Source organism: Streptomyces sp. NPDC057010 (assembly GCF_042673805.1).
GTDB lineage: Bacteria > Actinomycetota > Actinomycetes > Streptomycetales > Streptomycetaceae > Streptomyces.
This window is the reverse complement of the sequence record NZ_JBHUSC010000002.1, coordinates 191,319-212,279: the sequence shown is the minus strand read 5'-3', so window position 1 is coordinate 212,279 and position 20,961 is coordinate 191,319. Positions and strand designations below refer to the sequence as shown.

At 70.5% G+C, this 20,961-nt stretch carries 20 protein-coding genes and 2 tRNA genes; 16 read left to right on the top strand and 6 right to left on the bottom strand.

From position 1 onward, the window contains the following. Positions 1 to 512 precede the first annotated feature (512 nt). The 10 genes from dnaN to ACFTXQ_RS03485 all read left to right on the top strand — a co-directional run bounded on the left by dnaN (position 513) and on the right by ACFTXQ_RS03485 (position 11,983). Entirely contained in the window at positions 513 to 1,643 is a 1,131-nt protein-coding gene (dnaN, locus tag ACFTXQ_RS03530; protein ID WP_382635459.1) for a DNA polymerase III subunit beta, read from the top strand. A gap of 203 nt (positions 1,644 to 1,846) precedes the next feature. Next, positions 1,847 to 2,722, top strand: coding sequence for a phosphogluconate dehydrogenase (NAD(+)-dependent, decarboxylating) (gene gnd, locus ACFTXQ_RS03525; RefSeq protein WP_382635457.1), 876 nt, complete (start codon positions 1,847 to 1,849; stop codon positions 2,720 to 2,722). Between the two features lie 71 nt (positions 2,723 to 2,793). Next, a complete protein-coding gene (gene recF / locus ACFTXQ_RS03520; protein ID WP_382635456.1) occupies positions 2,794 to 3,930 on the top strand; it encodes a DNA replication/repair protein RecF in 1,137 nt (378 codons plus the stop codon). After that, positions 3,927 to 4,484, top strand: coding sequence for a DUF721 domain-containing protein (locus tag ACFTXQ_RS03515; protein WP_382635454.1), 558 nt, complete (start codon positions 3,927 to 3,929; stop codon positions 4,482 to 4,484). Before recF ends, ACFTXQ_RS03515 begins: the two co-directional genes overlap by 4 nt. Positions 4,485 to 4,840: 356 nt before the next feature. Next, the gene (gene gyrB, locus ACFTXQ_RS03510) at positions 4,841 to 6,862 is read left to right on the top strand and encodes a DNA topoisomerase (ATP-hydrolyzing) subunit B (protein WP_382635780.1); all 2,022 of its coding nucleotides are present in this window, start codon (positions 4,841 to 4,843) and stop codon (positions 6,860 to 6,862) included. A gap of 42 nt (positions 6,863 to 6,904) precedes the next feature. Then, a complete protein-coding gene (gene gyrA, locus ACFTXQ_RS03505; RefSeq protein ID WP_382635452.1) occupies positions 6,905 to 9,499 on the top strand; it encodes a DNA gyrase subunit A in 2,595 nt (864 codons plus the stop codon). A 33-nt stretch (positions 9,500 to 9,532) separates the two neighbouring features. Next, positions 9,533 to 10,108 carry a DUF3566 domain-containing protein gene (locus ACFTXQ_RS03500; protein WP_382635778.1) on the top strand — a complete coding sequence of 192 codons (576 nt, stop codon included), beginning with the start codon at positions 9,533 to 9,535 and terminating at the stop codon, positions 10,106 to 10,108. Between the two features lie 83 nt (positions 10,109 to 10,191). After that, positions 10,192 to 10,265 (top strand) — tRNA-Ile (locus tag ACFTXQ_RS03495). Between the two features lie 145 nt (positions 10,266 to 10,410). Further along, positions 10,411 to 10,545 carry a DLW-39 family protein gene (locus ACFTXQ_RS03490; protein WP_208809277.1) on the top strand — a complete coding sequence of 45 codons (135 nt, stop codon included), beginning with the start codon at positions 10,411 to 10,413 and terminating at the stop codon, positions 10,543 to 10,545. A 124-nt stretch (positions 10,546 to 10,669) separates the two neighbouring features. Further along, the gene (locus ACFTXQ_RS03485) at positions 10,670 to 11,983 is read left to right on the top strand and encodes a hypothetical protein (protein WP_382635450.1); all 1,314 of its coding nucleotides are present in this window, start codon (positions 10,670 to 10,672) and stop codon (positions 11,981 to 11,983) included. Here ACFTXQ_RS03485 and ACFTXQ_RS03480 read toward each other — a convergent pair. Together ACFTXQ_RS03480 and ACFTXQ_RS03475 are read right to left on the bottom strand one after the other, a co-directional pair. Beyond that, positions 11,970 to 13,235 (bottom strand): protein kinase, encoded by a 1,266-nt coding sequence (locus ACFTXQ_RS03480; RefSeq protein ID WP_382635448.1) that lies wholly within the window; start codon positions 13,233 to 13,235, stop codon positions 11,970 to 11,972. The genes ACFTXQ_RS03485 and ACFTXQ_RS03480 overlap by 14 nt on opposite strands. Before the next feature lie 34 nt (positions 13,236 to 13,269). Continuing rightward, complete coding sequence (locus ACFTXQ_RS03475; protein WP_382635446.1) at positions 13,270 to 13,818, bottom strand: helix-turn-helix domain-containing protein; 549 nt, start codon at positions 13,816 to 13,818, stop codon at positions 13,270 to 13,272. 162 nt (positions 13,819 to 13,980) lie between these two features. Here ACFTXQ_RS03475 and ACFTXQ_RS03470 point away from each other — a divergent pair. Continuing rightward, positions 13,981 to 14,053: transfer RNA gene (locus tag ACFTXQ_RS03470), tRNA-Ala, on the top strand. A 67-nt stretch (positions 14,054 to 14,120) separates the two neighbouring features. Here the strand turns inward: ACFTXQ_RS03470 and ACFTXQ_RS03465 are convergent. Then, on the bottom strand, positions 14,121 to 14,645 hold the full coding sequence (locus tag ACFTXQ_RS03465; RefSeq protein WP_382635444.1) for a GNAT family N-acetyltransferase: 525 nt from the start codon (positions 14,643 to 14,645) through the stop codon (positions 14,121 to 14,123). 113 nt (positions 14,646 to 14,758) lie between these two features. On the opposite strand from ACFTXQ_RS03465, the gene ACFTXQ_RS03460 reads away from it, so the two are divergent. After that, positions 14,759 to 15,352, top strand: a complete 594-nt coding sequence (locus ACFTXQ_RS03460; RefSeq protein ID WP_382635442.1) for a flavodoxin family protein — start codon at positions 14,759 to 14,761, stop codon at positions 15,350 to 15,352. A 6-nt stretch (positions 15,353 to 15,358) separates the two neighbouring features. On the opposite strand, the gene ACFTXQ_RS03455 is transcribed toward ACFTXQ_RS03460, so the two are convergent. After that, complete coding sequence (locus ACFTXQ_RS03455) at positions 15,359 to 16,855, bottom strand: MFS transporter (RefSeq protein WP_382635440.1); 1,497 nt, start codon at positions 16,853 to 16,855, stop codon at positions 15,359 to 15,361. 119 nt (positions 16,856 to 16,974) lie between these two features. Here ACFTXQ_RS03455 and ACFTXQ_RS03450 point away from each other — a divergent pair, with 119 nt between their 5' ends. Together ACFTXQ_RS03450 and ACFTXQ_RS03445 are read left to right on the top strand one after the other, a co-directional pair. After that, positions 16,975 to 17,454, top strand: a complete 480-nt coding sequence (locus tag ACFTXQ_RS03450; protein WP_382635438.1) for a MarR family winged helix-turn-helix transcriptional regulator — start codon at positions 16,975 to 16,977, stop codon at positions 17,452 to 17,454. Positions 17,455 to 17,581: 127 nt separating this feature from the next. Then, positions 17,582 to 18,109: a LysM peptidoglycan-binding domain-containing protein gene (locus ACFTXQ_RS03445; protein ID WP_382635436.1), complete on the top strand. Its 528-nt coding sequence runs from the start codon at positions 17,582 to 17,584 to the stop codon at positions 18,107 to 18,109. 78 nt (positions 18,110 to 18,187) lie between these two features. Here ACFTXQ_RS03445 and ACFTXQ_RS03440 read toward each other — a convergent pair whose 3' ends face one another. Next, the gene (locus ACFTXQ_RS03440; RefSeq protein ID WP_382635434.1) at positions 18,188 to 18,880 is read right to left on the bottom strand and encodes a DUF5324 family protein; all 693 of its coding nucleotides are present in this window, start codon (positions 18,878 to 18,880) and stop codon (positions 18,188 to 18,190) included. A 175-nt stretch (positions 18,881 to 19,055) separates the two neighbouring features. Here ACFTXQ_RS03440 and ACFTXQ_RS03435 point away from each other — a divergent pair, with 175 nt between their 5' ends. Together ACFTXQ_RS03435 and ACFTXQ_RS03430 are read left to right on the top strand one after the other, a co-directional pair. After that, complete coding sequence (locus ACFTXQ_RS03435) at positions 19,056 to 19,586, top strand: peptidylprolyl isomerase (RefSeq protein ID WP_382635776.1); 531 nt, start codon at positions 19,056 to 19,058, stop codon at positions 19,584 to 19,586. Positions 19,587 to 19,715: 129 nt separating this feature from the next. Continuing rightward, a complete protein-coding gene (locus ACFTXQ_RS03430; protein ID WP_382635432.1) occupies positions 19,716 to 20,591 on the top strand; it encodes a rhomboid family intramembrane serine protease in 876 nt (291 codons plus the stop codon). Between the two features lie 115 nt (positions 20,592 to 20,706). Here ACFTXQ_RS03430 and crgA read toward each other — a convergent pair whose 3' ends face one another. Next, complete coding sequence (crgA, locus tag ACFTXQ_RS03425) at positions 20,707 to 20,961, bottom strand: cell division protein CrgA (protein ID WP_030383881.1); 255 nt, start codon at positions 20,959 to 20,961, stop codon at positions 20,707 to 20,709.

Below are 20,961 nucleotides of genomic sequence, written 5' to 3'. Positions count from 1 at the left end.
AGGATCTGATCTCTTCTCCACACCGTTGTCCACTGTTCGGCAACGCGGCGGCCCTCCTCACCGCCCGGAGTGAAAGCCGTCACACCGAGGTGGACGTTTGGGCTGTGGAGTACCGGGGGAAAGCTGGGGACACACCTGTGGAGTAGTCGGGGTCCCCTGGGGACGGCCTGTGCAGAAGTTTTCGTTCTCCACAGAGACACCGTGTTGTCCACCGGTGCCACCCACAGGGTGTGGGGATAAAAAACGCTTGCTGACCTGCGAGAACAGCGTTATCCACCGTTTCCACAGGCCCTACTACTACCCCCATGGAGAGTTAGGCCGGTTTCGGTTTTCAAGCAGGTCCTGTGCACAACTCGGTGGGCAGGCCTCCCCGACACCTCGCTCCCGACTTGACCGCCGGCAGCACCGACTGTCGGTGCCGTGCGTCAGACTGGTCCCCGGCATCGGTCGAGGCATCGACGACCGACGACGAAGGCCGGCAGACGAGCGAGCAACAGCAGGAGGCGGTTCCGGTGAAGATCCGGGTGGAGCGCGACGTACTCGCGGAGGCGGTGGCCTGGGCTGCCCGCAGCCTCCCGGCCCGGCCGCCGGTGCCCGTTCTCGCGGGCCTGCTGCTGAAGGCCGAGGAAGGGACCCTCTCCCTCTCCGGCTTCGACTACGAGGTCTCGGCCCGCGTCTCCGTCGAGGCGGACGTCGAGGAGGACGGCACCGTCCTCGTCTCCGGCCGGCTGCTCGCCGACATCTGCCGCGCCCTCCCCAACCGCCCGGTGGAGATTTCCACAGACGGTGTACGGGCGACCGTGGTCTGCGGCTCCTCGCGATTCACACTCCACACCCTGCCTGTGGAGGAGTACCCCGCGCTGCCGCAGATGCCGACCGCGACCGGCACCGTGCCCGGTGAGGTCTTCGCCTCCGCCGCCGCCCAGGTCGCCATCGCCGCCGGCCGCGACGACACGCTGCCCGTGCTGACCGGCGTCCGCATCGAGATCGAGGGCGACCGGGTCACCCTGGCCTCCACCGACCGCTACCGCTTCGCGGTCCGCGAGTTCCTGTGGAAGCCGGAGAACCCGGAGGCCTCCGCCGTGGCCCTGGTGCCCGCGAAGACGCTCCTGGACACCGCCAAGTCCCTGACCAGCGGTGACACCGTCACCCTGGCGCTGTCGGGCTCCGGCGCGGGCGAGGGCCTCATCGGCTTCGAGGGCGCCGGCCGCCGCACCACCACCCGCCTCCTCGAGGGCGACCTGCCGAAGTACCGCACCCTCTTCCCGACGGAGTTCAACTCCATCGCCGTGATCGAGACCGCCCCGTTCGTCGAGGCCGTCAAGCGCGTGGCCCTCGTCGCGGAGCGCAACACCCCGGTCCGCCTGAGCTTCGAGCAGGGCGTACTGATCCTGGAAGCCGGTTCCAGCGACGATGCACAGGCTGTGGAGCGTGTCGACGCCACGCTGGAGGGCGACGACATCTCGATCGCCTTCAACCCGACCTTCCTGCTCGACGGCCTGAGCGCGATCGACTCGCCCGCCGCACAGCTCAGCTTCACCACGTCCACCAAGCCGGCGCTGCTCAGCGGCCGTCCGGCGGTCGACGCCGAGGCCGACGAGGCGTACAAGTACCTGATCATGCCGGTGCGTCTGTCCGGCTGACGCCCTCGTACGTCGGGCCCGGTCTCGCAGGCTGCGGACCGGGCCCGACGGCTTTTCCCCGGGCCCGCGGAGCGCAATTCCGTACGCCCGTCCCGGGAGCGCCCATGGGGCCGGCCGGTGCCGCCCGGCGTAGGCTCGGAGCCTGGATACCCCGGAACCGGGGAATCCGGCACAGACGGTCACAACGCTTAAGGAACCACCTGATGGAGCTTGGTCTCGTCGGTCTCGGCAAGATGGGCGGCAACATGCGCGAGCGCATCCGCCGCGCAGGCCACACCGTCATCGGATACGACCGCAACCCGGACCTCGCCGATGTCCACAGCCTCCGGGAACTTGTGGACAGCTTGCAGGCCCCCCGCGTGGTGTGGGTGATGGTCCCGGCGGGAGCGGCGACGCAGTCCACCGTCGACGAGCTGGCGGAGCTGCTCTCGCCCGGCGACATCGTCGTCGACGGCGGCAACTCGCGCTGGACCGACGACGAGAAGCACGCCGAGGAGCTGAAGGCCAAGGGCATCGGCTTCGTCGACTGCGGTGTCTCCGGCGGCGTGTGGGGCCTGGAGAACGGCTACGCGCTCATGTACGGCGGCGACAAGGAACACGTCGCCGCGGTCCAGCCGGTCTTCGACGCCCTCAAGCCCGAGGGTGACTTCGGCGCCGTACACGCCGGCAAGGTCGGCGCGGGCCACTTCGCGAAGATGGTCCACAACGGCATCGAGTACGCCATGATGCAGGCCTACGCCGAGGGCTGGGAGCTCCTGGAGAAGGTGGACTCGGTCACCGACGTCCGCGAGGTCTTCCGCTCCTGGCAGGAGGGCACGGTCATCCGCTCCTGGCTGCTGGACCTGGCCGTGAACGCGCTGGACGAGGACGAGCACCTGGAGCAGCTGCGCGGCTTCGCCCAGGACTCGGGCGAGGGCCGCTGGACGGTGGAGGCGGCGATCGACAACGCCGTGCCGCTGCCCGCGATCACGGCCTCGCTCTTCGCGCGGTTCGCGTCCCGTCAGGACGACTCGCCGCAGATGAAGATGATCGCCGCGCTGCGCAACCAGTTCGGCGGCCACGCGGTCGAGAAGAAGTAATCCACAACCGCTCCACAGCAGGACAGCAGCACAGAGCAGAGCAGCAGGAAGCCGGGGGAGGTCGGCGCCGTATGCATGTTTCGCATCTCTCATTGGCCGACTTCCGCTCGTACGCCCGGGCCGAGGTTCCCCTCGACCCGGGCGTCACGGCTTTCGTGGGACCCAACGGCCAGGGCAAGACCAACCTCGTCGAGGCGATCGGCTACCTGGCGACGCTGGGCAGCCACCGGGTCTCCTCGGACGCGCCCCTCGTACGGATGGGCGCGGACCGGGCGATCATCCGCGCCGCCGTCACCCAGGGCGAGCGGCAGCAGCTGGTCGAGCTGGAGCTGAACCCGGGGCGGGCGAACCGGGCCCGGATAAACCGGTCCTCGCAGGTCAGACCTCGGGACGTGCTGGGGATCGTACGGACGGTGCTGTTCGCGCCGGAGGACCTGGCCCTGGTGAAGGGCGACCCGGGGGAGCGGCGCCGGTTCCTGGACGAGCTCGTCACCGCGCGCTCCCCGCGGATGGCGGCGGTCCGCTCCGACTACGAGCGGGTGCTGAAGCAGCGGAACACGCTGCTGAAGTCGGCGGCGATGGCGCGCCGGCACGGCGGGCGGTCGATGGACCTGTCCACGCTCGACGTATGGGACCAGCACCTCGCGCGCGCGGGCGCGGAGCTGCTGGCGCAGCGTCTGGACCTGATCGCGACGCTGCTGCCGCTGGCGGACAAGGCGTACGAGCAGCTCGCGCCCGGGGGCGGCCCCCTGGGGCTCTCGTACAGGTCCTCGGCGGGCGAGCCGGTGGACAGCGGGGCGGCGCGCAGCCGCGAGGCGATCTACGAGGTGCTGCTGGCGGCCCTGTCGGAGGTGCGCAAGCAGGAGATCGAGCGGGGCGTGACCCTGGTCGGTCCGCACCGGGACGACCTGCTGCTGCGGCTGGGGGAGCTGCCGGCGAAGGGGTACGCGAGCCACGGGGAGTCGTGGTCGTACGCGCTGGCCCTGCGGCTGGCCTCGTACGAGCTGCTGCGCTCGGAGGGGAGCGAGCCGGTGCTGATCCTGGACGACGTGTTCGCGGAGCTGGACGCGCGGCGCCGGGAGCGGCTGGCCGAGCTGGTGGCTCCGGGGGAGCAGGTGCTGGTGACGGCGGCGGTGGACGATGACGTTCCGGGTGTGCTGGTGGGAGCTCGGTTCGGGGTGTCCGGCGGTGAGGTGACCCGGCTGTGAGCGATCAGGAGAAGCAGCCGCCCCGGAAGACCCCCGAGGCTCCCCCAGCCTCCGGCCGGGAGGTGCCCCCAGGCGTGGACCTGGCCCGCCAGGCGCTGGCGGCCGCGCGGGAGCAGGCGCGGGCCCGGGGGAACGCGGCGGGCGGCCGGAAGCGGCAGCAGCAGCCGGGGCTGCGGTCGGGGGCGCGGGCGGACGGCCGGGACCCGATGCCGTTGATGGCGGCGCTGGACCGGCTGCGGACGGAGCGCGGCTGGGAGATGCCGATGGCGGTGGCCGGCGTGATGGAGCGCTGGCCGGAGATCGTCGGGCCGGAGATCGCGGCGCACTGTGAACCGGAGCGCTACGAGGACCGTGAACTCGTCGTGCGGTGTGATTCCTCGGCGTGGGCGGCGCAGCTGAAGCTGTTGGCTCCGCAGCTGGTGGCGCGGCTGAACGCGGACCTGGGGCAGGGGACGGTGCGGGTGCTCCTGGTGCGGGGACCCGGGGGGCGGCCGAAGCCGTACGGGCCGTGGCGGGCGCCGGGGAGTTCCGGTCCCGGCGACACGTACGGCTAGCGCGCCGCGCGACCGGGCGATCCCTGCTGCGCAGGGACCCGGGGCCGGATGTGATCGGTCGGCCGGACGTGCTTCGGCGGGGTGTTGCGGGTGGTGTCCCTCACGGTAGTCGGAGGTTGACAGGTCGAAGGGCTGGGTGCCCGTGTGAGCCTCTTTGAGCCCCTTCCCGGATATGGGGAGTCGGAGAGTGGCGGTTCAGGGCGGCACATGCGGACTCAGGTACCGGCAAACCCCCATTCATGTCCGTGGTACCGGTAGACTGGAGGAAATCCCGCCCGTTCGCGGGATCACGCAGACAACGCAGATCGACGCGGCCGCTCCTCCGGCGCACACGCTGGTCCGGAGTACGGGCTGCGCTGTGCCAGAAAGGGCGCTTCGTGGCCGATTCCGGCGACTCCAACGAGAAGAATTACGACGCCAGTGCGATCCAGGTCCTCGAGGGCCTGGACGCGGTCCGCAAGCGGCCCGGCATGTACATCGGCTCGACCGGTGAGCGAGGTCTGCACCACCTCGTGCAGGAGGTCGTCGACAACTCCGTCGACGAGGCCATGGCCGGGCACGCGGACACGATCGACGTCACGATCCTCGCCGACGGCGGCGTCAGGGTGGTCGACAACGGCCGCGGCATCCCGGTCGGCATCGTGCCCTCCGAGGGCAAGCCGGCCGTCGAGGTCGTCCTGACCGTCCTGCACGCGGGCGGCAAGTTCGGCGGCGGCGGCTACGCCGTCTCCGGCGGTCTCCACGGCGTGGGTGTGTCCGTCGTGAACGCCCTGTCGACGAAGGTCGCGGTCGAGGTCAAGACCGACGGCTACCGCTGGACCCAGGACTACAAGCTGGGTGTCCCGACGGCGGCGCTGGCGAAGAACGAGGAGACCGACGAGCACGGCACGTCGGTGACGTTCTGGGCCGACGGCGACATCTTCGAGACGACCGAGTACTCCTTCGAGACGCTGTCGCGGCGCTTCCAGGAGATGGCCTTCCTCAACAAGGGCCTGACCCTGACGCTGACCGACGAGCGCGAGTCGGCGAAGGCCACGGCGGGCGCCGACGATCCGGACGCGGACACGGTCGAGCCGCAGGCGCGCACGGTGAAGTACTACTACGAGGGCGGCATCGTCGACTTCGTGAAGTACCTCAACTCGCGCAAGGGCGAGCTGATCCACCCGACCGTCATCGACGTCGAGGCCGAGGACAAGGAGCGCATGCTCTCGGTCGAGATCGCGATGCAGTGGAACTCGCAGTACTCCGAGGGTGTCTACTCCTTCGCGAACACGATCCACACGCACGAGGGCGGCACCCACGAGGAGGGCTTCCGCGCGGCGCTGACCGGTCTGGTCAACCGCTACGCGCGCGACAAGAAGCTGCTCCGCGAGAAGGACGACAACCTCGCCGGTGAGGACATCCGCGAGGGTCTGACGGCGATCATCTCGGTGAAGCTGGGCGAGCCGCAGTTCGAGGGCCAGACGAAGACCAAGCTGGGCAACACGGAGGCGAAGACCTTCGTGCAGAAGGTCGTCCACGAGCACCTCAACGACTGGTTCGACCGCAACCCGGTCGAGGCCGCGGACATCGTCCGCAAGGCGATCCAGGCGGCCACGGCCCGCGTCGCGGCCCGCAAGGCGCGCGACCTGACCCGCCGCAAGGGGCTGCTGGAGTCGGCGTCGCTGCCGGGCAAGCTGTCCGACTGCCAGTCGAACGACCCGACCAAGTGCGAGATCTTCATCGTCGAGGGTGACTCCGCCGGCGGTTCCGCGAAGTCCGGCCGCAACCCGATGTACCAGGCCATCCTGCCCATCCGCGGCAAGATCCTGAACGTCGAGAAGGCCCGTATCGACAAGATCCTCCAGAACACCGAGGTCCAGGCGCTGATCAGCGCCTTCGGCACCGGCGTGCACGAGGACTTCGACATCGAGAAGCTCCGCTATCACAAGATCATCCTGATGGCGGACGCCGACGTCGACGGCCAGCACATCAACACCCTGCTGCTGACCTTCCTCTTCCGCTTCATGCGGCCGCTGGTCGAGGCCGGTCACGTGTACCTTTCGCGCCCGCCGCTCTACAAGATCAAGTGGGGCCGGGACGACTTCGAGTACGCGTACTCGGACCGGGAGCGCGACGCCCTGGTCGAGCTCGGCAAGCAGAACGGCAAGCGGATCAAGGAAGACTCGATCCAGCGCTTCAAGGGTCTGGGCGAGATGAACGCCGAGGAGCTGCGCGTCACCACCATGGACGTGGACCACCGGGTCCTCGGCCAGGTCACGCTGGACGACGCGGCGCAGGCCGACGACCTGTTCTCGGTGCTGATGGGCGAGGACGTCGAGGCACGGCGCTCCTTCATCCAGCGCAACGCCAAGGACGTTCGGTTCCTCGACATCTGAGTCGGCCCGACGCTGACCGCCTGAAAGGATTTCTGACCAGCAATGGCCGACGAAACCACCCCCACCGCTGAGAACGCCGCGGAGGAGCAGCCCGTGCTGCGCATCGAGCCCGTCGGGCTCGAGACGGAGATGCAGCGCTCCTACCTCGACTACGCGATGTCCGTCATCGTCTCCCGCGCGCTGCCCGACGTACGGGACGGCCTCAAGCCCGTCCACCGTCGCGTGCTGTACGCGATGTACGACGGCGGCTACCGGCCCGAGAAGGGCTTCTACAAGTGCGCCCGCGTCGTCGGCGACGTCATGGGCACCTACCACCCGCACGGTGACACCTCGATCTACGACGCGCTGGTCCGCCTGGCCCAGCCGTGGTCGATGCGGATGCCGCTGGTGGACTCGAACGGCAACTTCGGCTCCCCGGGCAACGACCCGGCGGCCGCGATGCGCTACACCGAGTGCAAGCTGATGCCGCTGGCCATGGAGATGCTCCGGGACATCGACGAGGAGACCGTCGACTTCCAGGACAACTACGACGGCCGCAACCAGGAGCCGACGGTCCTGCCGGCGCGCTTCCCGAACCTGCTGATCAACGGCTCCGCCGGCATCGCCGTCGGCATGGCCACCAACATCCCGCCGCACAACCTGCGCGAGGTCGCGGCCGGCGCCCAGTGGGCGCTGGAGCACCCGGACGCCTCGCACGAGGAGCTGCTCGACGCGCTCATCGAGCGGATCAAGGGCCCGGACTTCCCGACCGGCGCGCTGGTCGTGGGCCGCAAGGGCATCGAGGAGGCGTACCGGACCGGGCGCGGCTCCATCACGATGCGCGCGGTGGTGGAGGTCGAGGAGATCCAGAACCGCCAGTGCCTGGTGGTCACGGAACTCCCGTACCAGACCAACCCGGACAACCTCGCGCAGAAGATCGCCGACCTGGTGAAGGACGGCAAGATCGGCGGCATCGCCGACGTCCGCGACGAGACCTCCTCGCGGACCGGTCAGCGCCTGGTGATCGTCCTCAAGCGCGACGCGGTCGCCAAGGTCGTGCTGAACAACCTGTACAAGCACACCGATCTGCAGACCAACTTCGGCGCGAACATGCTGGCGCTGGTGGACGGCGTGCCGCGCACGCTGTCGATCGACGCCTTCATCCGCCACTGGGTGCAGCACCAGATCGAGGTCATCGTCCGGCGCACGCGCTTCCGCCTGCGCAAGGCGGAGGAGCGCGCCCACATCCTGCGCGGTCTGCTCAAGGCCCTGGACGCGATCGACGAGGTCATCGCGCTCATCCGGCGCAGCAACACCGTCGAGATCGCGCGCGAGGGCCTGATGGGCCTGCTGGAGATCGACGAGATCCAGGCGAACGCGATCCTCGAGATGCAGCTGCGGCGCCTGGCGGCCCTGGAGCGGCAGAAGATCGTCGCCGAGCACGACGAGCTCCAGGCCAAGATCGACGAGTACAACCAGATCCTGGCCTCGGAGGACCGCCAGCGGTCCATCGTCAGCGAGGAACTGGCCGCGCTCGTCGAGAAGTACGGCGACGACCGGCGCTCCAAGCTGGTGCCCTTCGACGGCGACATGTCCATGGAGGACCTGATCGCCGAAGAGGACATCGTCGTCACGATCACGCACGGCGGCTACGTCAAGCGCACCAAGACCGAGGACTACCGCTCGCAGAAGCGCGGCGGCAAGGGCGTGCGCGGCACGAAGCTGAAGCAGGACGACCTGGTCGACCACTTCTTCGTCTCCACCACGCACCACTGGCTGCTGTTCTTCACGAACAAGGGCCGGGTCTACCGGTCCAAGGCGTACGAGCTCCCGGACGCCGGCCGGGACGCGCGCGGGCAGCACGTGGCGAACCTGCTGGCCTTCCAGCCGGACGAGAAGATCGCCCAGATCCTCGCGATCCGCGACTACGAGGCGGCGCCCTACCTGATCCTGGCCACCAAGGGCGGCCTGGTGAAGAAGACGGCGCTGAAGGACTACGACTCGCCCCGTTCGGGTGGCGTCATCGCGATCAACCTCCGGGAGACCGAGGACGGCAGTGATGACGAGCTGATCGGCGCGGAGCTGGTGTCCGCCGAGGACGACCTGCTGCTGATCAGCAAGAAGGCGCAGTCGATCCGCTTCACGGCGACCGACGACGCGCTGCGCCCGATGGGCCGTGCCACTTCCGGTGTGAAGGGCATGAGTTTCCGCGAGGGTGACGAACTGCTGTCCATGAGCGTTGTCCGGCCGGGTACGTTCGTCTTCACCGCGACCGATGGCGGCTACGCCAAGCGGACGCCGGTCGATGAGTACCGCGTCCAGGGTCGCGGTGGTCTGGGCATCAAGGCCGCCAAGATCGTGGAGGACCGCGGGTCCCTCGTCGGGGCCCTCGTGGTGGACGAATCGGACGAGATTCTCGCCATCACGCTCAGCGGTGGTGTGATTCGTACGCGCGTCAACGAAGTCAGGGAGACCGGCCGTGACACCATGGGCGTCCAGCTGATCAACCTGGGCAAGCGCGATGCCGTGGTCGGCATCGCTCGTAACGCCGAGGCCGGTCAGGAAGCTGACGAGGTCGACGAGATCGAGGCAGCCGAAGGACAGGCCGCCGAGGCCGCCGAGGGCACGGAGCCTTCGGCTGGGGAGCACGAGGAGTAAGTCGTGAGTGGAGCCACGGGCGCCGGACCGGCCATGACTGGAGACAACGGTGCCCGTGGCCCCGCCGCGGACTCCCAAGGGGGAATCGTGACGGACGCCCGGGAAACGCAGCCGCCGCAGGCTCAGCCGCACCACCCTCCGCAGGCCTACGCGGCGCCCTCGGGCTCCGGTGCGCCGCGGGGCGGCGGGCCGGTCGCCGGGCAGCGCAAGCCGCGTACGGGGGCCCGTATGGCGCCCAGGACGCGCAAGGCGCGGCTGCGGGTGGCCAAGGCCGACCCGTGGTCGGTGATGAAGGTCAGTTTCCTGCTGTCGATCGCGCTGGGCATCTGCACGATCGTGGCGGCGGCGGTGCTGTGGATGGTCATGGACGCGATGGGCGTCTTCTCGACCGTCGGCGGCACGATCAGCGAGGCGACCGGCTCGAACGAGAGCAACGGCTTCGACCTCCAGTCGTTTCTGTCGCTGCCGCGCGTTCTGATCTTCACGTCGGTCATCGCGGTCATCGACGTGGTGCTGGCCACGGCTCTGGCCACGCTCGGCGCGTTCATCTACAACCTGTCGGCGGGCTTCGTGGGCGGTGTGGAGCTCACGCTCGCCGAGGACGAGTGACCTGCGCAGACGCTCCTCACGAACCGATTTTGGAGCTACCGGGTGAGTGCGCTAATCTTCAGGAGTCAGCGCGCAGCGCGGATGGGGCTATAGCTCAGTTGGTTAGAGCGCATCCCTGATAAGGATGAGGCCACAGGTTCAAATCCTGTTAGCCCCACAGTGTCGAAGACCCCCAGGCCCAAGGCCTGGGGGTCTTTGTCGTTGGGCCAGTTGGTGGGCCGGTAGGTCACCGATCGGTATCGGTCGGTGTGTATTGTTGGGCGCCAGAAGTCCCCTACGTCAACGAAAGACGAGGTCGCGCGGTGAAGAAGCTGCTCCTGGTCGCACTGGCCGCCATCGGCGGGCTCCTCGTGTACCGCCAGATCCAGGCGGACCGCGCCGAGCAGGACCTGTGGACGGAGGCAACCGACTCCGTGCCCTCTGGTTCCGGCGTGTGAGACCCGAAGGCTGATCCCATGAAGCCCCGGCTGCCGCTGCGGTCGGGGCTTTGTGCTGTTCTGTGACAAAAAATTGCATTATGCAAAGATTTGGCTTGCGCTAGCAAAACTCGGGGTGGGCGTGATGGGTCGGGTACGGAGAACTGCGCTCGCGGGGGCGGCCCTCGGGCTGGCGGCGGCCGCGCTGCCCGTGGTGGCGCACGCCGAGGACAAGGCGCCGCAGGCGGTGCCGGCGTACCGGCCGGCGGAGGGCGCGAAGAAGATCGAGGGCAAGCCCTCCACGGCGGACGCCCCGCTGATCGAGGCGGGGAACGCCTACGAGGACGCGCTGGGCCCCGGCGAGCGCGTGTACCGGCTCGTCCTGCAGAAGGACGGCTCCAACGTGTACGTCTCCGCGGTGGCCCGGCCCGGGCCCGGAGCCAAGGTCTCGTACAGCGACGGCATCGAGGTCGAGATCATGACCACCGCCGGCCGGTCCTGCCCGGGCAGCGAGGGCCGGGCGAACCTCAACTACGACCCGGCCCCCGTCAGCGCCGCCGGTGTCCGGTGGGGGACCGAGGACCACGAATGCGCCGCGGCCGGCGTCTACTACGCGAAGGTGACCCGGACGTCGGCCAAGGGTTCCGACCAGAGCCCCTGGCCGCTCGAACTGCGCGTCCAGCGCGAGCCCGGCCGGGGATCGGGCGGCCCGACCGCCGCGCCCAGCGCATGGCCCTCGGGAACCCCGGCGGCGCTGCCCGGCACCGAGGCGGTGCCACGGGCCGGCGGGACCGGCTTCAACGACGCGCGGGCGCTGCGCGCCGGGGTGTGGCGGGACGAGCTGCGGGCCGGGCAGACCCGGTACTACCGGGTGCCGCTGGACTGGGGACAGCAGCTGGGGTTCAGCGCGGAGCTGGCCAAGGCCAGGATGACCAAGCCGTCCGGCTCCGCCTCGGGCGGGCTCGTCGTCTCGCTCTACAGCCCCTACCGGGCCCTGGTCGCGGACAAGGACACCTCCTACGACGGGCAGCAGGCCGGGGTCACGCTGGAGAAGACCCCGCCGGTGGCCTACGAGAACCGCTTCGCGAACGACCGCGAGGTGCAGCCCGTGGGGATCGCCGGCTGGTACTACATCGCCGTGACCATGGGCGGGAAGGTCGCCGAGTTCACCGAGGACGCGACCCCCGTGCCGCTGACCCTGCGCATGGAGGTCACCGGCACCCCGGCCAAGGCGCCCGCGTACACGGAGGGTCTGGCCGCGGGGGGCTTCGGGGTCGGGGACGGGGACCGGGCCGCCGCCGCGGAGGGGCTCACCGCCCCGGAGGCCGCGGAGGCCGCCGGGAAGCACTCCGCGATGCGGGTGGTGGCGGGCGCGGGCTTCGGCACCGGGACGCTGCTGCTGCTCGTGCTGGGCGGGTGGATCCTGCTGGCCCGGCGGGGGCGCCCTACAGCTGGGTGAGGGCCCAGATGCCCACCGCGAAGCAGAGCAGGGCGGCGGTGAGGATGCCGGCCTTGACCTTCGGGGTCGGCGGGGTCAGACCGGTGCCCCGGGTCGCCGGGGGAGCCGCGACGGGCGGGGACAGGTGGAAACTCCCGGTCTCCGAGGGCCCGTACGAGGGCACCTGGGCCGGGACGGCCGGGTACGGGGCGGTCGCGCCGGCCGCGGCCGCCGGGGCGCCGTAGCCGGGGGCCGGCAGGCCCGCGTAGGCCTGGGGAGCCGGGGTCGCGGACCCCGTCGCCGGGACGGTGGCGGCTGTGCCGCGGGGGTCGGTGCGGGTGGGTTCCGCCGGCACCGCCGCGGAGGCGGAACCGCTCGGCGGGGTCGCGGACTGCGGGGGGCCCTGGGGGCCGAAGCCGGGCGGGAGGGGGCCGAGTTGGTCGAACACCTCCACCGGGTCCTCGTCCGGGGCGGGTGGCGCCAGCAGCTCCACGGCCTCGGCAAGGGCCTTGCGCGCCCCTGTGGCCGTCTTGAACCGGCTCTGGGGATCCGGCTGCAGCAGACCGGCGATGACGCCCCAGAGGGGCGCGGGAACGCCTTCGGGGGCGCCCGGGGTGCCGTGGGCGAGGAAGTGCTCGACGAGGCCCTGGGAGTCGGGCTTGCGGCCCTGGAGGAGGTACAGGGCGACCAGCCCGACGGCGAAGAGGTCGGCGGGGAAGTCGGGCTCGGCGCCCAGCAGTTGTTCGGGGGCGAAGTAACCGGGCGTTCCGACCACGTAGTTGGTCTCGGTCAGTCGCGGCTCGCCCTTGCGCATGGAGATCCCGAAGTCGGACAGGCGCAGGTGCGGCTGCCCGGTTCCGGTGGCCTCCATCAGGATGTTGGCCGGTTTGATGTCGCGGTGGACGACGCCTTCCGCGTGTACCGCAGCCAGCCCCGACAGGAGCTGGTCGAGCAGCGTGCAGACGAAGCGGGGCGGGAGGGGACCGTAGTCCCCGATCACGTGGCCGAGGGAGCCGCCGCCGACCAGGTCCATGGTGAACAGGACCTTGTCGTCGTCGGCCGCCCAGCTGGCGGGGGCCAGTACGTGCGGGTGATCGATCCGCAGCGCCTGCTCCCGTACGAACCTCAGGAGTGTGTGGGCGTCGCTCTGCAGGAGGACCTTCGCTGCCACGTAGCGGCGGCGCCGGTGGTCCCAGGCGCGCCATACGGCGCCGGCGCCACCGCGCCCGATCGGATCGATCAACTCGTACCGACCGGCGAAAACCTCACCCATCGCTGCGCCCGTCCCCCGTCACCCGTACCCGTTGTCAGTTCTGGTGGGCCTCGTAGTGCGCGACCGCTTCGGCGGTGCGGCCCGCGCCGTAGACCCGGAGGAACTCTGCCAGTTCCGGATGGCTGGGGGCGAGGGTGTCCGCCGCGTCGATGATGTCGCCGGCCGCGGAGACCGAGCGCAGCAGGGACTGGATCTCACGGACGACCCGCTTGACGGTGGGCGCGCCCGAGCCGGTGGCGGTCTGGCCGCTGTTGCTGAGGACGGAGCCCCCCTGGGTCTTCTTGATCTCGTCCATCCGGTCGGTGGCCTCGGCCGCGCTGACGCTCCCGTCGGCCACCTGGCCGGCGAGGTCCTGGAGGGCCTGGACCCGCTGCACCACGGCCGGGTTGCCGATCTTGGCGCGCTGGCCGCTCATCAGCTGGGACAGCATGGGCGCCGACAGTCCGAGGACGGCAGCGAGGCGGGCCTGGTTCAAGCCGAGGTCATCTATGAGCCGGCGGAAGAGCGCGCCCAGCGGCTCCCCGTACCAGCTGCGCTGAAGCTCTCTCGCTCTGGCCGTGGCCTCTTGTTGTACTGCGTCCACTCTTACCTCTCCCCTTCGCTGGTGCGAACCTCGCGAGCATCTTACGGAGAGTGGTCGCAGGGCGGGAGTCCCTATCATTTTGCGAGATGAGGGGGTACACCCGGTACTCTGTTCTGCGGAACGGCCGCTCCCCGCAAGGGGGACAGGCGTGCCCGGATCCACGGGGCCTTAGCTCAGTTGGTAGAGCGCTGCCTTTGCAAGGCAGATGTCAGGAGTTCGAATCTCCTAGGCTCCACAAACAACCCCTCTGAACTGCGGAAACGCAGGGCAGAGGGGTTTTTGCGTGCCGTCGGCGCGTGGCCTCAGAGGTCGATCCAGTAGCGGCGCTTGGGGCCGATGAGGGTGTCGCGGACGTCTTCGAGCACGCCGCCGTTGCGCTCGATCGTGCGTACCGAGGCGGTGTTGTCCGGGTCGCAGGTCAGCAGGACCCGGTCCATTCCCATGACGCGCGCCTCGTGGAGCACCGCGCCCAGCGCCCAGGTGGCCAGGCCGCGGCCGCGTGCCGAGGGGCGCACGCTGTAGCCGATGTGGCCGCCTGCGTCGAGGAGGAAGGCGTTCAGGTGGTGCCGCAGGTCGATGGCGCCGAGGTAGGCGTCGCCCTCCGCGATCCACCAGTACGTCGCGTGCACCCGGCCCGGTTCGACCGGGACCGTGCGGTCGGCGTACCGGTGGAGCCGCTCCACCCAGGCCGCGAATCCCTCCGGGCTCTCGACGTCGTCGTCGGCGCCGAGACCGGCGCCGTCCATGTGCGCGTCGGCGCCCCATTCGGCGCGGGCGGCGAGCCAGGAGGCGTGCAGGCGGGGGGTGGGCGTGATGAGCTCGGGCATGGGCCGGACCATAACAGTCGGGGGACCGCGCACCGCCGGGCCGCTGGGGGGCGCGACCTGCCTCGCCACGGACCGGTGCCGGTCCACGGCACGATGACCGCAGAGAGGCGAGTATGACCACGACGAACCAGTCCGGTGGCCGCAAGTTCCTGTTCCTGCTGGCGAGCAGCCGCCTGGACGGCAACACCGAGGCCCTCGCGAGGGAGGCGGCCGCGGCCCTTCCCGGCGACGTGGAGCAGGAGTGGCTGCGCCTGAAGGATCTTCAGGTCCCGGCGTTCGAGGACCGCCGCCACGACGGCCCTGGTGTCTACCCGGAGCCCGTCGGCAACTCCCGTGTCCTGCTGGACGCCACGCTGTCCGCCACCGATCTCGTCGTCGCCTCGCCGCTCTACTGGTACAGCCTCTCGGCGAGCGCCCAGCTCTACCTCGACCACTGGTCCGGCTGGATGCGGGTGCCCGGCCTCGACTTCAAGCCGCGGATGGCCGGCAAGACCCTGTGGAGCGTCACCGCGCTGTCCTCCGAGGACCGCTCGATGGCCGACCCGCTGATCGGCACCCTGCGCAACTGCGCCGCCTACATGGGCATGCACTGGGGCGGGTCCCTGCTCGGCCGCGGGAACGCCCCCGGCACGGTCCTCGACGATGCCGAGGCGCTGCGCGCCGCGGGCGAGTTCTTCGTGAAGGACCGTGCTTCGGTGACGGCGTAGGGGAGGTCAGCCGGCCGATGTTTCACGTGAAACATCGGCCGGCAGGAGGGTCACGGCCAGAGCGAGCGCGGCCACCAGGAGCGCGGCCCCGAGGGCGAACGCCAGGTGGTAGCCGCTGGTGAGGGCCTCGGCCGGGGGGCTGCCCGCCCGGGCCGAGGACTGCGTACGGGATGCCGCGAGGGTGGAGAGGACGGCCACGCCGAGGGCCATGCCGATCTGCTGGGTGGTGTTGAACAGCCCGGAGGCCAGCCCGGCGTCACGGTCGTCGGCGCCGGACATGCCCAGCGTGGTGAGGGCCGGCAGGGCCAGGCCGAAGCCCGCGGCCAGCAGCATCACCGGCAGCAGGTCGGTGACGTAGTCGGCCCGCACGGGCAGCCGGGTCAGCAGGCCCAGAGCCAGGACGAGCAGTCCGAGGCCGGCCGCCAGCACGTTGCGCTCGCCGAAGCGGGTGTTCAGCCGGGCGGAGACGCCGAGCGAGACCGCGCCGATGACCAGGGCGGCGGGCAGCATCGCGAGGCCGGTCCCGGCGGCCCCGTAGCCCAGGACCTTCTGGAGGTAGAGGGCGACCAGGATCTGGAAGGAGAAGAGCGCGGCGACCATCAGCATCTGCACGAGGTTGGCGCCGGCCACGGTCCGTGAGCGGAAGATCCGCAGCGGCACCAGCGGCGTCCGGGCCTTCGCCTGGCGCAGGGCGAAGGCGGCGAGCAGGAGCACGGCGAGCGCCCCGAGGCCGAGGGTGTGCACGGAGACCCAGCCGAACCGCTCCACCTCGACCACGGTGTAGATGCCGAGCATCAGGCCGGCGGTGACCAGGACGGCGCCCAGGACGTCGGCACCCGCGCGCAGGCCCAGACCCCGGTCGGAGGGGAGCGCGGACAGGGCCAGGAGCAGTGCGGCGAGCCCGATGGGCAGGTTGATGAAGAAGATCCAGTGCCAGTCGAGGGCATCGGTCAGAACGCCGCCGAGCACCTGGCCCAGGGAGGCGCCGGCCGCTCCGGTGAAGGAGAACACCGCGATGGCCTTGGCGCGTTCGCGGGGCCGCGTGAACAGGGTGACCAGGATGCCGAGGCTGACGGCGGAGGCCATCGCACTGCCGACTCCCTGCAGGAAGCGGGCGGTTATCAGCACGGCGGGGGAGGCGGAGAAGCCGGCGAGCACCGAGGCGCCGGTGAAGACGGCCGTTCCGGCGAGGAACATCCGCTTGCGGCCCAGCAGGTCGCCGAGGCGGCCGGAGAGCAGCAGCAGGCTGCCGAAGGCGATCAGGTAGGCGTTCACCACCCAGCTGAGGCCCGCGGGGGAGAAGCCCAGGTCGTTCTGGATGGCGGGCATCGCCACGGTGACGATGCTGCCGTCGAGGATCGTCATCAACATGCCCGTGGAGAGCACGCCGAGGGCGGTCCAACGGGACCGGAGCCCCCTGTCCCCAGCGGAGGCGGCCGTGGCGGAGGCGGGAGGCGCGGCGAGGTCGGGGTCGGCTGCGGAGGTGCGGGAAGCGGCAGGCATCGGTCTCTCCAGTCAGCGAGGAAGTCGGGGCGGCCCCGTCTTCCGGGCCACTGGTGCGACCGTAGCAGATAGTTTCGTTGCAGACGATTTTCTTCGGACCTAATTGTTAGGGTGGAGTCATGACCGCCATGGCGAACAACCGGACCGAGCCGGACCTCTCCTTCCTCCTGGACCACACCAGCCACGTGCTCCGCACCCGGATGGCCGCCGCCCTCGGAGAAATCGGGCTCACCGCCCGCATGCACTGCGTCCTCGTCCACGCCCAGGAGGAGGAGCGCACGCAGATCCAGCTCGCCGAGATCGGCGACATGGACAAGACGACGATGGTCGTCACCGTCGACGCCCTGGAGAAGGCCGGACTGGCCGAGCGCCGCCCCTCGACCAGGGACCGCCGGGCCCGCATCATCGCCGTCACCGAGGCGGGCGCCGCCCTCGCCGTCCGGAGCCAGGCGATCGTCGACCAGGTCCACGCCGACGCCCTCGCCGATCTGGCGGACGCCGACCGGGCGACCCTGCTGCGCGTCCTCGGCCGCCTCGCCGAAGGCGAGCTCGGCACCCCCTCCGACGGCCCCCGGCCGGCCCGCCGCGCCCGCCAGTGACGGCTGCCCCCCCCCGGCGGACGTCCCCCGGATGGCCCCGTCACAGGGCCGCCGGGCCCCCGGTGGCCGACAGTGGGGAAAGGCACCGAGCCGTGAGGGGGGCGAACCACGCCGGAGGCGTACACACATGGGACTCTTCGACTTCCTGAAGTCCGACAAGAAGAAGGCGCACGACGCCGCCGTGAAGGCGAAGGAGCAGGTCGAGCAGCAGGCGCCCGCCGCGGCGACACCCCCCGCGAGCCCGGCGGCCGACGCCGCCGCGGCCACCCGCATGGCCGCCGAGCGCATGGCGGCGCCCGCCCCGCCCAAGCCCGCGACGCCGACCCCCGGTTCGGCCGCCCACAAGGCCGTTCCGGCGCCGCCCAACCCCGCGGTGATGCCGAAGCCCGGCGCGGCCGCCTCCGCGGCGCCCGGCGCCCACCACACCCCGACCCCCACCTCGGCCGCGCACAAGGCCGTCCCCGCCGCCCCCAAGCCGGCGTCGACCGCCAAGCGGCGTACGTACACGGTCAAGCCCGGCGACTCGCTCTCCGCGATCGCGCGCCGCGAGCTCGGCAACGAGGGCCGCTGGCGCGAGCTCTACGCCATGAACAGGGGCATCATCGGCTCCAACCCCGACCTCATCCACCCGGGCATGGTCCTCACCCTCCCCTGAGCACCGGAGCGCACGCCGAGGGGCCCGGATCCTGGTGGATCCGGGCCCCTCGGTCCGAACGCCTGAACCCCGGCCGGATCAGAGCTGCGTGTCGTCCGCAGCCGATCCCGCCTCGCGCTCCTTCGCCGCCAGCTCGTCGTCGAAGCTCGCCGGCGCCGCGTCCTGCGCGGACAGCTCGGTGGCCGCCGGCGGCTCGACGAGCCAGTCCGGGTTCGACTGCTGGTCCCACCACTTCCACGCCGCGAAGGCGGCGCCCGCCAGGACACCGACCACGGCGACCCCGCGCAGCGCCCGGCCACAGCGTGCCCGCCGCTCGTGGCGCCGCGCGAGCCGCTGGATCTCCTTCGGCGTCACCTGGCCGCGCAGCGCCGCGAACGCGGCCGCCGACCGCGAGGCGGCCTCCTCGGCCATCGGCGTGGCCGCCGCGATCGCGCTCTCGATGCGCGGCTGCGTGTAGTCGGCCGCCTGCCGCGCGGCCCGGCGCGTCTGCTTCACCGCGTTGCTCGCCGCCCGGTCCACGTTCGGCGGCACGTGGGCGCGCGCCGCCCTCATCCGGGGATGCAGATGGGTGTCGTACGTCATGCGGGCTTGCCGCGCGGCCTCGTTGGCCGCGTGCGACACCTTCGGCGCGAGTACCAGGTTCGCCTCATGCGCGTAGTGCGCCATGGCGTCCTTGGCGGTCCCTGCGTACGGTGCCACCACTTCCGACGCGTGCCGCACGGTCTCCTTGGCGCTTTCCGCTGCCGCGAGCACGCTGTCCTTGCGGGTCACAGGATTCCTCCTTCTCGGTGGCGGACACAGTTCACCTTTCCACCCTTTGTCGGATCATGCCTGCCATACCGCCGACCGGCATGCGTGACAGGGCATACGGGTGGAGGATTTCTGTGCCGCGGAGCGCTCCGTGCGACTATCTGGACCGACAGTGATGACTATGGAAGGCAGATCCGTGGCCGAGAAGCTCTACGCCACCCTGAAGACCAACAAAGGCGACATCGAGATCGAGCTGCTGCCGAATTTCGCCCCGAAGACCGTCCGGAACTTCGTGGAACTCGCCACGGGTGAGCGCGAGTGGACCCGTCCCACCGACGGCCAGAAGACCACGGACCCGCTCTACGACGGGACCGTCTTCCACCGTGTCATCAGCGGCTTCATGATCCAGGGCGGCGACCCGCTGGGCAACGGCACCGGCGGCCCCGGCTACCGGTTCGCCGACGAGTTCCACCCCGACCTGGCCTTCACCAAGCCCTACCTGCTCGCCATGGCCAACGCCGGCCCGGGCACCAACGGCTCGCAGTTCTTCATCACCGTCGCGCCCACCGCCTGGCTCACCCGCAAGCACACCATCTTCGGCGAGGTCACCGACCCGGCCAGCCAGAAGACCGTGGATTCCATCGCCGGGCTGGCCACCAACCCGCGCACCGAGCGCCCGCTGGACGACGTGATCATCGAGTCGGTCGTCATCGAGAAGCGCAGCTGACGCTCCCCCGGATCCCGGGCGCCGGCCACCCTGCCGCGGACCGGGAACCTTTCCGCCCCGCCCGTCCGTCCAGCATGCATACCGGACCGGCGGGGCGCTCCCCTGCCTCGCCGCTGATCGAGGGAACCGATGGACACCGACCGTCTGCCGGGCTGCTACCGCCACCCGGACCGTGACACGGGGATCCGCTGCACCCGCTGCGAGCGTCCCATCTGCCCCGAGTGCATGATCAGCGCCTCGGTCGGCTTCCAGTGCCCCGAATGCGTCCGTGAGGGTTCCGGCACCGGGCACCGCCCGACCGCGAACGCGCCGCGCACCATCGCGGGCGGGGTGGTCGCCGCCGATCCCCAGCTGGTCACCAAGATCCTCATCGGCCTCAACGCCGCCGTCTTCCTCGTGGGTCTCGCCGCCCCGGCGCTCGTGGTCCGGCTGGAGCTGCTCGGCCGGTACGTGGAGTTCTTCGGCGCCCCCGTCGAAGGAGTCTCCACCGGGGAGTACTACCGCCTGCTGACCTCGGTGTTCCTCCACGTCGAGTGGTGGCACATCATCGGCAACATGATCGGCCTGTGGGTGATCGGCGGCCCGCTGGAAGCGGCGCTGGGCCGCACCCGCTACCTCGCCGTCTACCTGCTCTCGGGGCTGGGGGCCAGCGCCTTCGTCTATCTGCTGACCCCGCCGAACACCCCGACCCTCGGCGCGTCGGGCGCCGTCTTCGGCCTGCTCGGCGCCACCGTCGTCCTGGTGCGCCGGCTGCGCTACGAGATGCGGCCGGTGATCGTCATGGTCGTGCTGATGCTGGTGCTGACCTTCGTACCGCTCGGCGGCAGCCTCAACGTCTCCTGGCAGGCCCACGTGGGCGGCCTGGTCACCGGGGCCCTGGTGGGGCTCGGCATGCTCCGGCCCACCGCCGGCCGCCATCGCGCACTCATCCAATGGGGGACCTGTGTGGCGGTGTTCCTGCTGGTGGCAGCGGTGATCCTGCTCCGCACCGCCGAACTCACCTGATCACACCGGCGTCAACTCTCCACAGAGTTATCCACAGATCTTCTGTCTTTTCCTCAGGTGTGGATGACGCTGTGGATAACTCTTGGGGAGAGCTTCCTTCACAGGGCGATCGGTGCTACTTCCACTGCGTGGAGACGCCGAATCCCGCCGCAATGAATCCGAAACCGACCACAATGTTCCAATTGCCCAGTGCCTCGATCGGCAGCTGGGTCTCGGTCACGTAGAAGACGACGATCCACGCGAGCCCGATCAGGAAGAACGCCAGCATGACCGGGGCGACCCAGCTGCGGTTCGTCAGCCTGATGCTCTGGGGCTGCCGGGTCGGCGGCGGCGTGTAGTCGTCCTTCTTGCGGATACGTGACTTCGGCAC

Bases quoted from the DNA above. Each gene is read 5' to 3' on its own strand.
- ACFTXQ_RS03465 (WP_382635444.1), bottom strand. From the start codon at position 14,645: ATGCCCGAGCTCATCACGCCCACCCCCCGCCTGCACGCCTCCTGGCTC.
- recF (WP_382635456.1), top strand. From the start codon at position 2,794: ATGCATGTTTCGCATCTCTCATTGGCCGACTTCCGCTCGTACGCCCGG.
- gyrA (WP_382635452.1), top strand. From the start codon at position 6,905: ATGGCCGACGAAACCACCCCCACCGCTGAGAACGCCGCGGAGGAGCAG.
- ACFTXQ_RS03455 (WP_382635440.1), bottom strand. From the start codon at position 16,855: ATGCCTGCCGCTTCCCGCACCTCCGCAGCCGACCCCGACCTCGCCGCG.
- ACFTXQ_RS03445 (WP_382635436.1), top strand. From the start codon at position 17,582: ATGGGACTCTTCGACTTCCTGAAGTCCGACAAGAAGAAGGCGCACGAC.
- ACFTXQ_RS03480 (WP_382635448.1), bottom strand. From the start codon at position 13,235: ATGGGTGAGGTTTTCGCCGGTCGGTACGAGTTGATCGATCCGATCGGG.
- ACFTXQ_RS03450 (WP_382635438.1), top strand. From the start codon at position 16,975: ATGACCGCCATGGCGAACAACCGGACCGAGCCGGACCTCTCCTTCCTC.
- ACFTXQ_RS03460 (WP_382635442.1), top strand. From the start codon at position 14,759: ATGACCACGACGAACCAGTCCGGTGGCCGCAAGTTCCTGTTCCTGCTG.
- ACFTXQ_RS03500 (WP_382635778.1), top strand. From the start codon at position 9,533: ATGACTGGAGACAACGGTGCCCGTGGCCCCGCCGCGGACTCCCAAGGG.
- gnd (WP_382635457.1), top strand. From the start codon at position 1,847: ATGGAGCTTGGTCTCGTCGGTCTCGGCAAGATGGGCGGCAACATGCGC.
- ACFTXQ_RS03485 (WP_382635450.1), top strand. From the start codon at position 10,670: ATGGGTCGGGTACGGAGAACTGCGCTCGCGGGGGCGGCCCTCGGGCTG.
- ACFTXQ_RS03430 (WP_382635432.1), top strand. From the start codon at position 19,716: ATGGACACCGACCGTCTGCCGGGCTGCTACCGCCACCCGGACCGTGAC.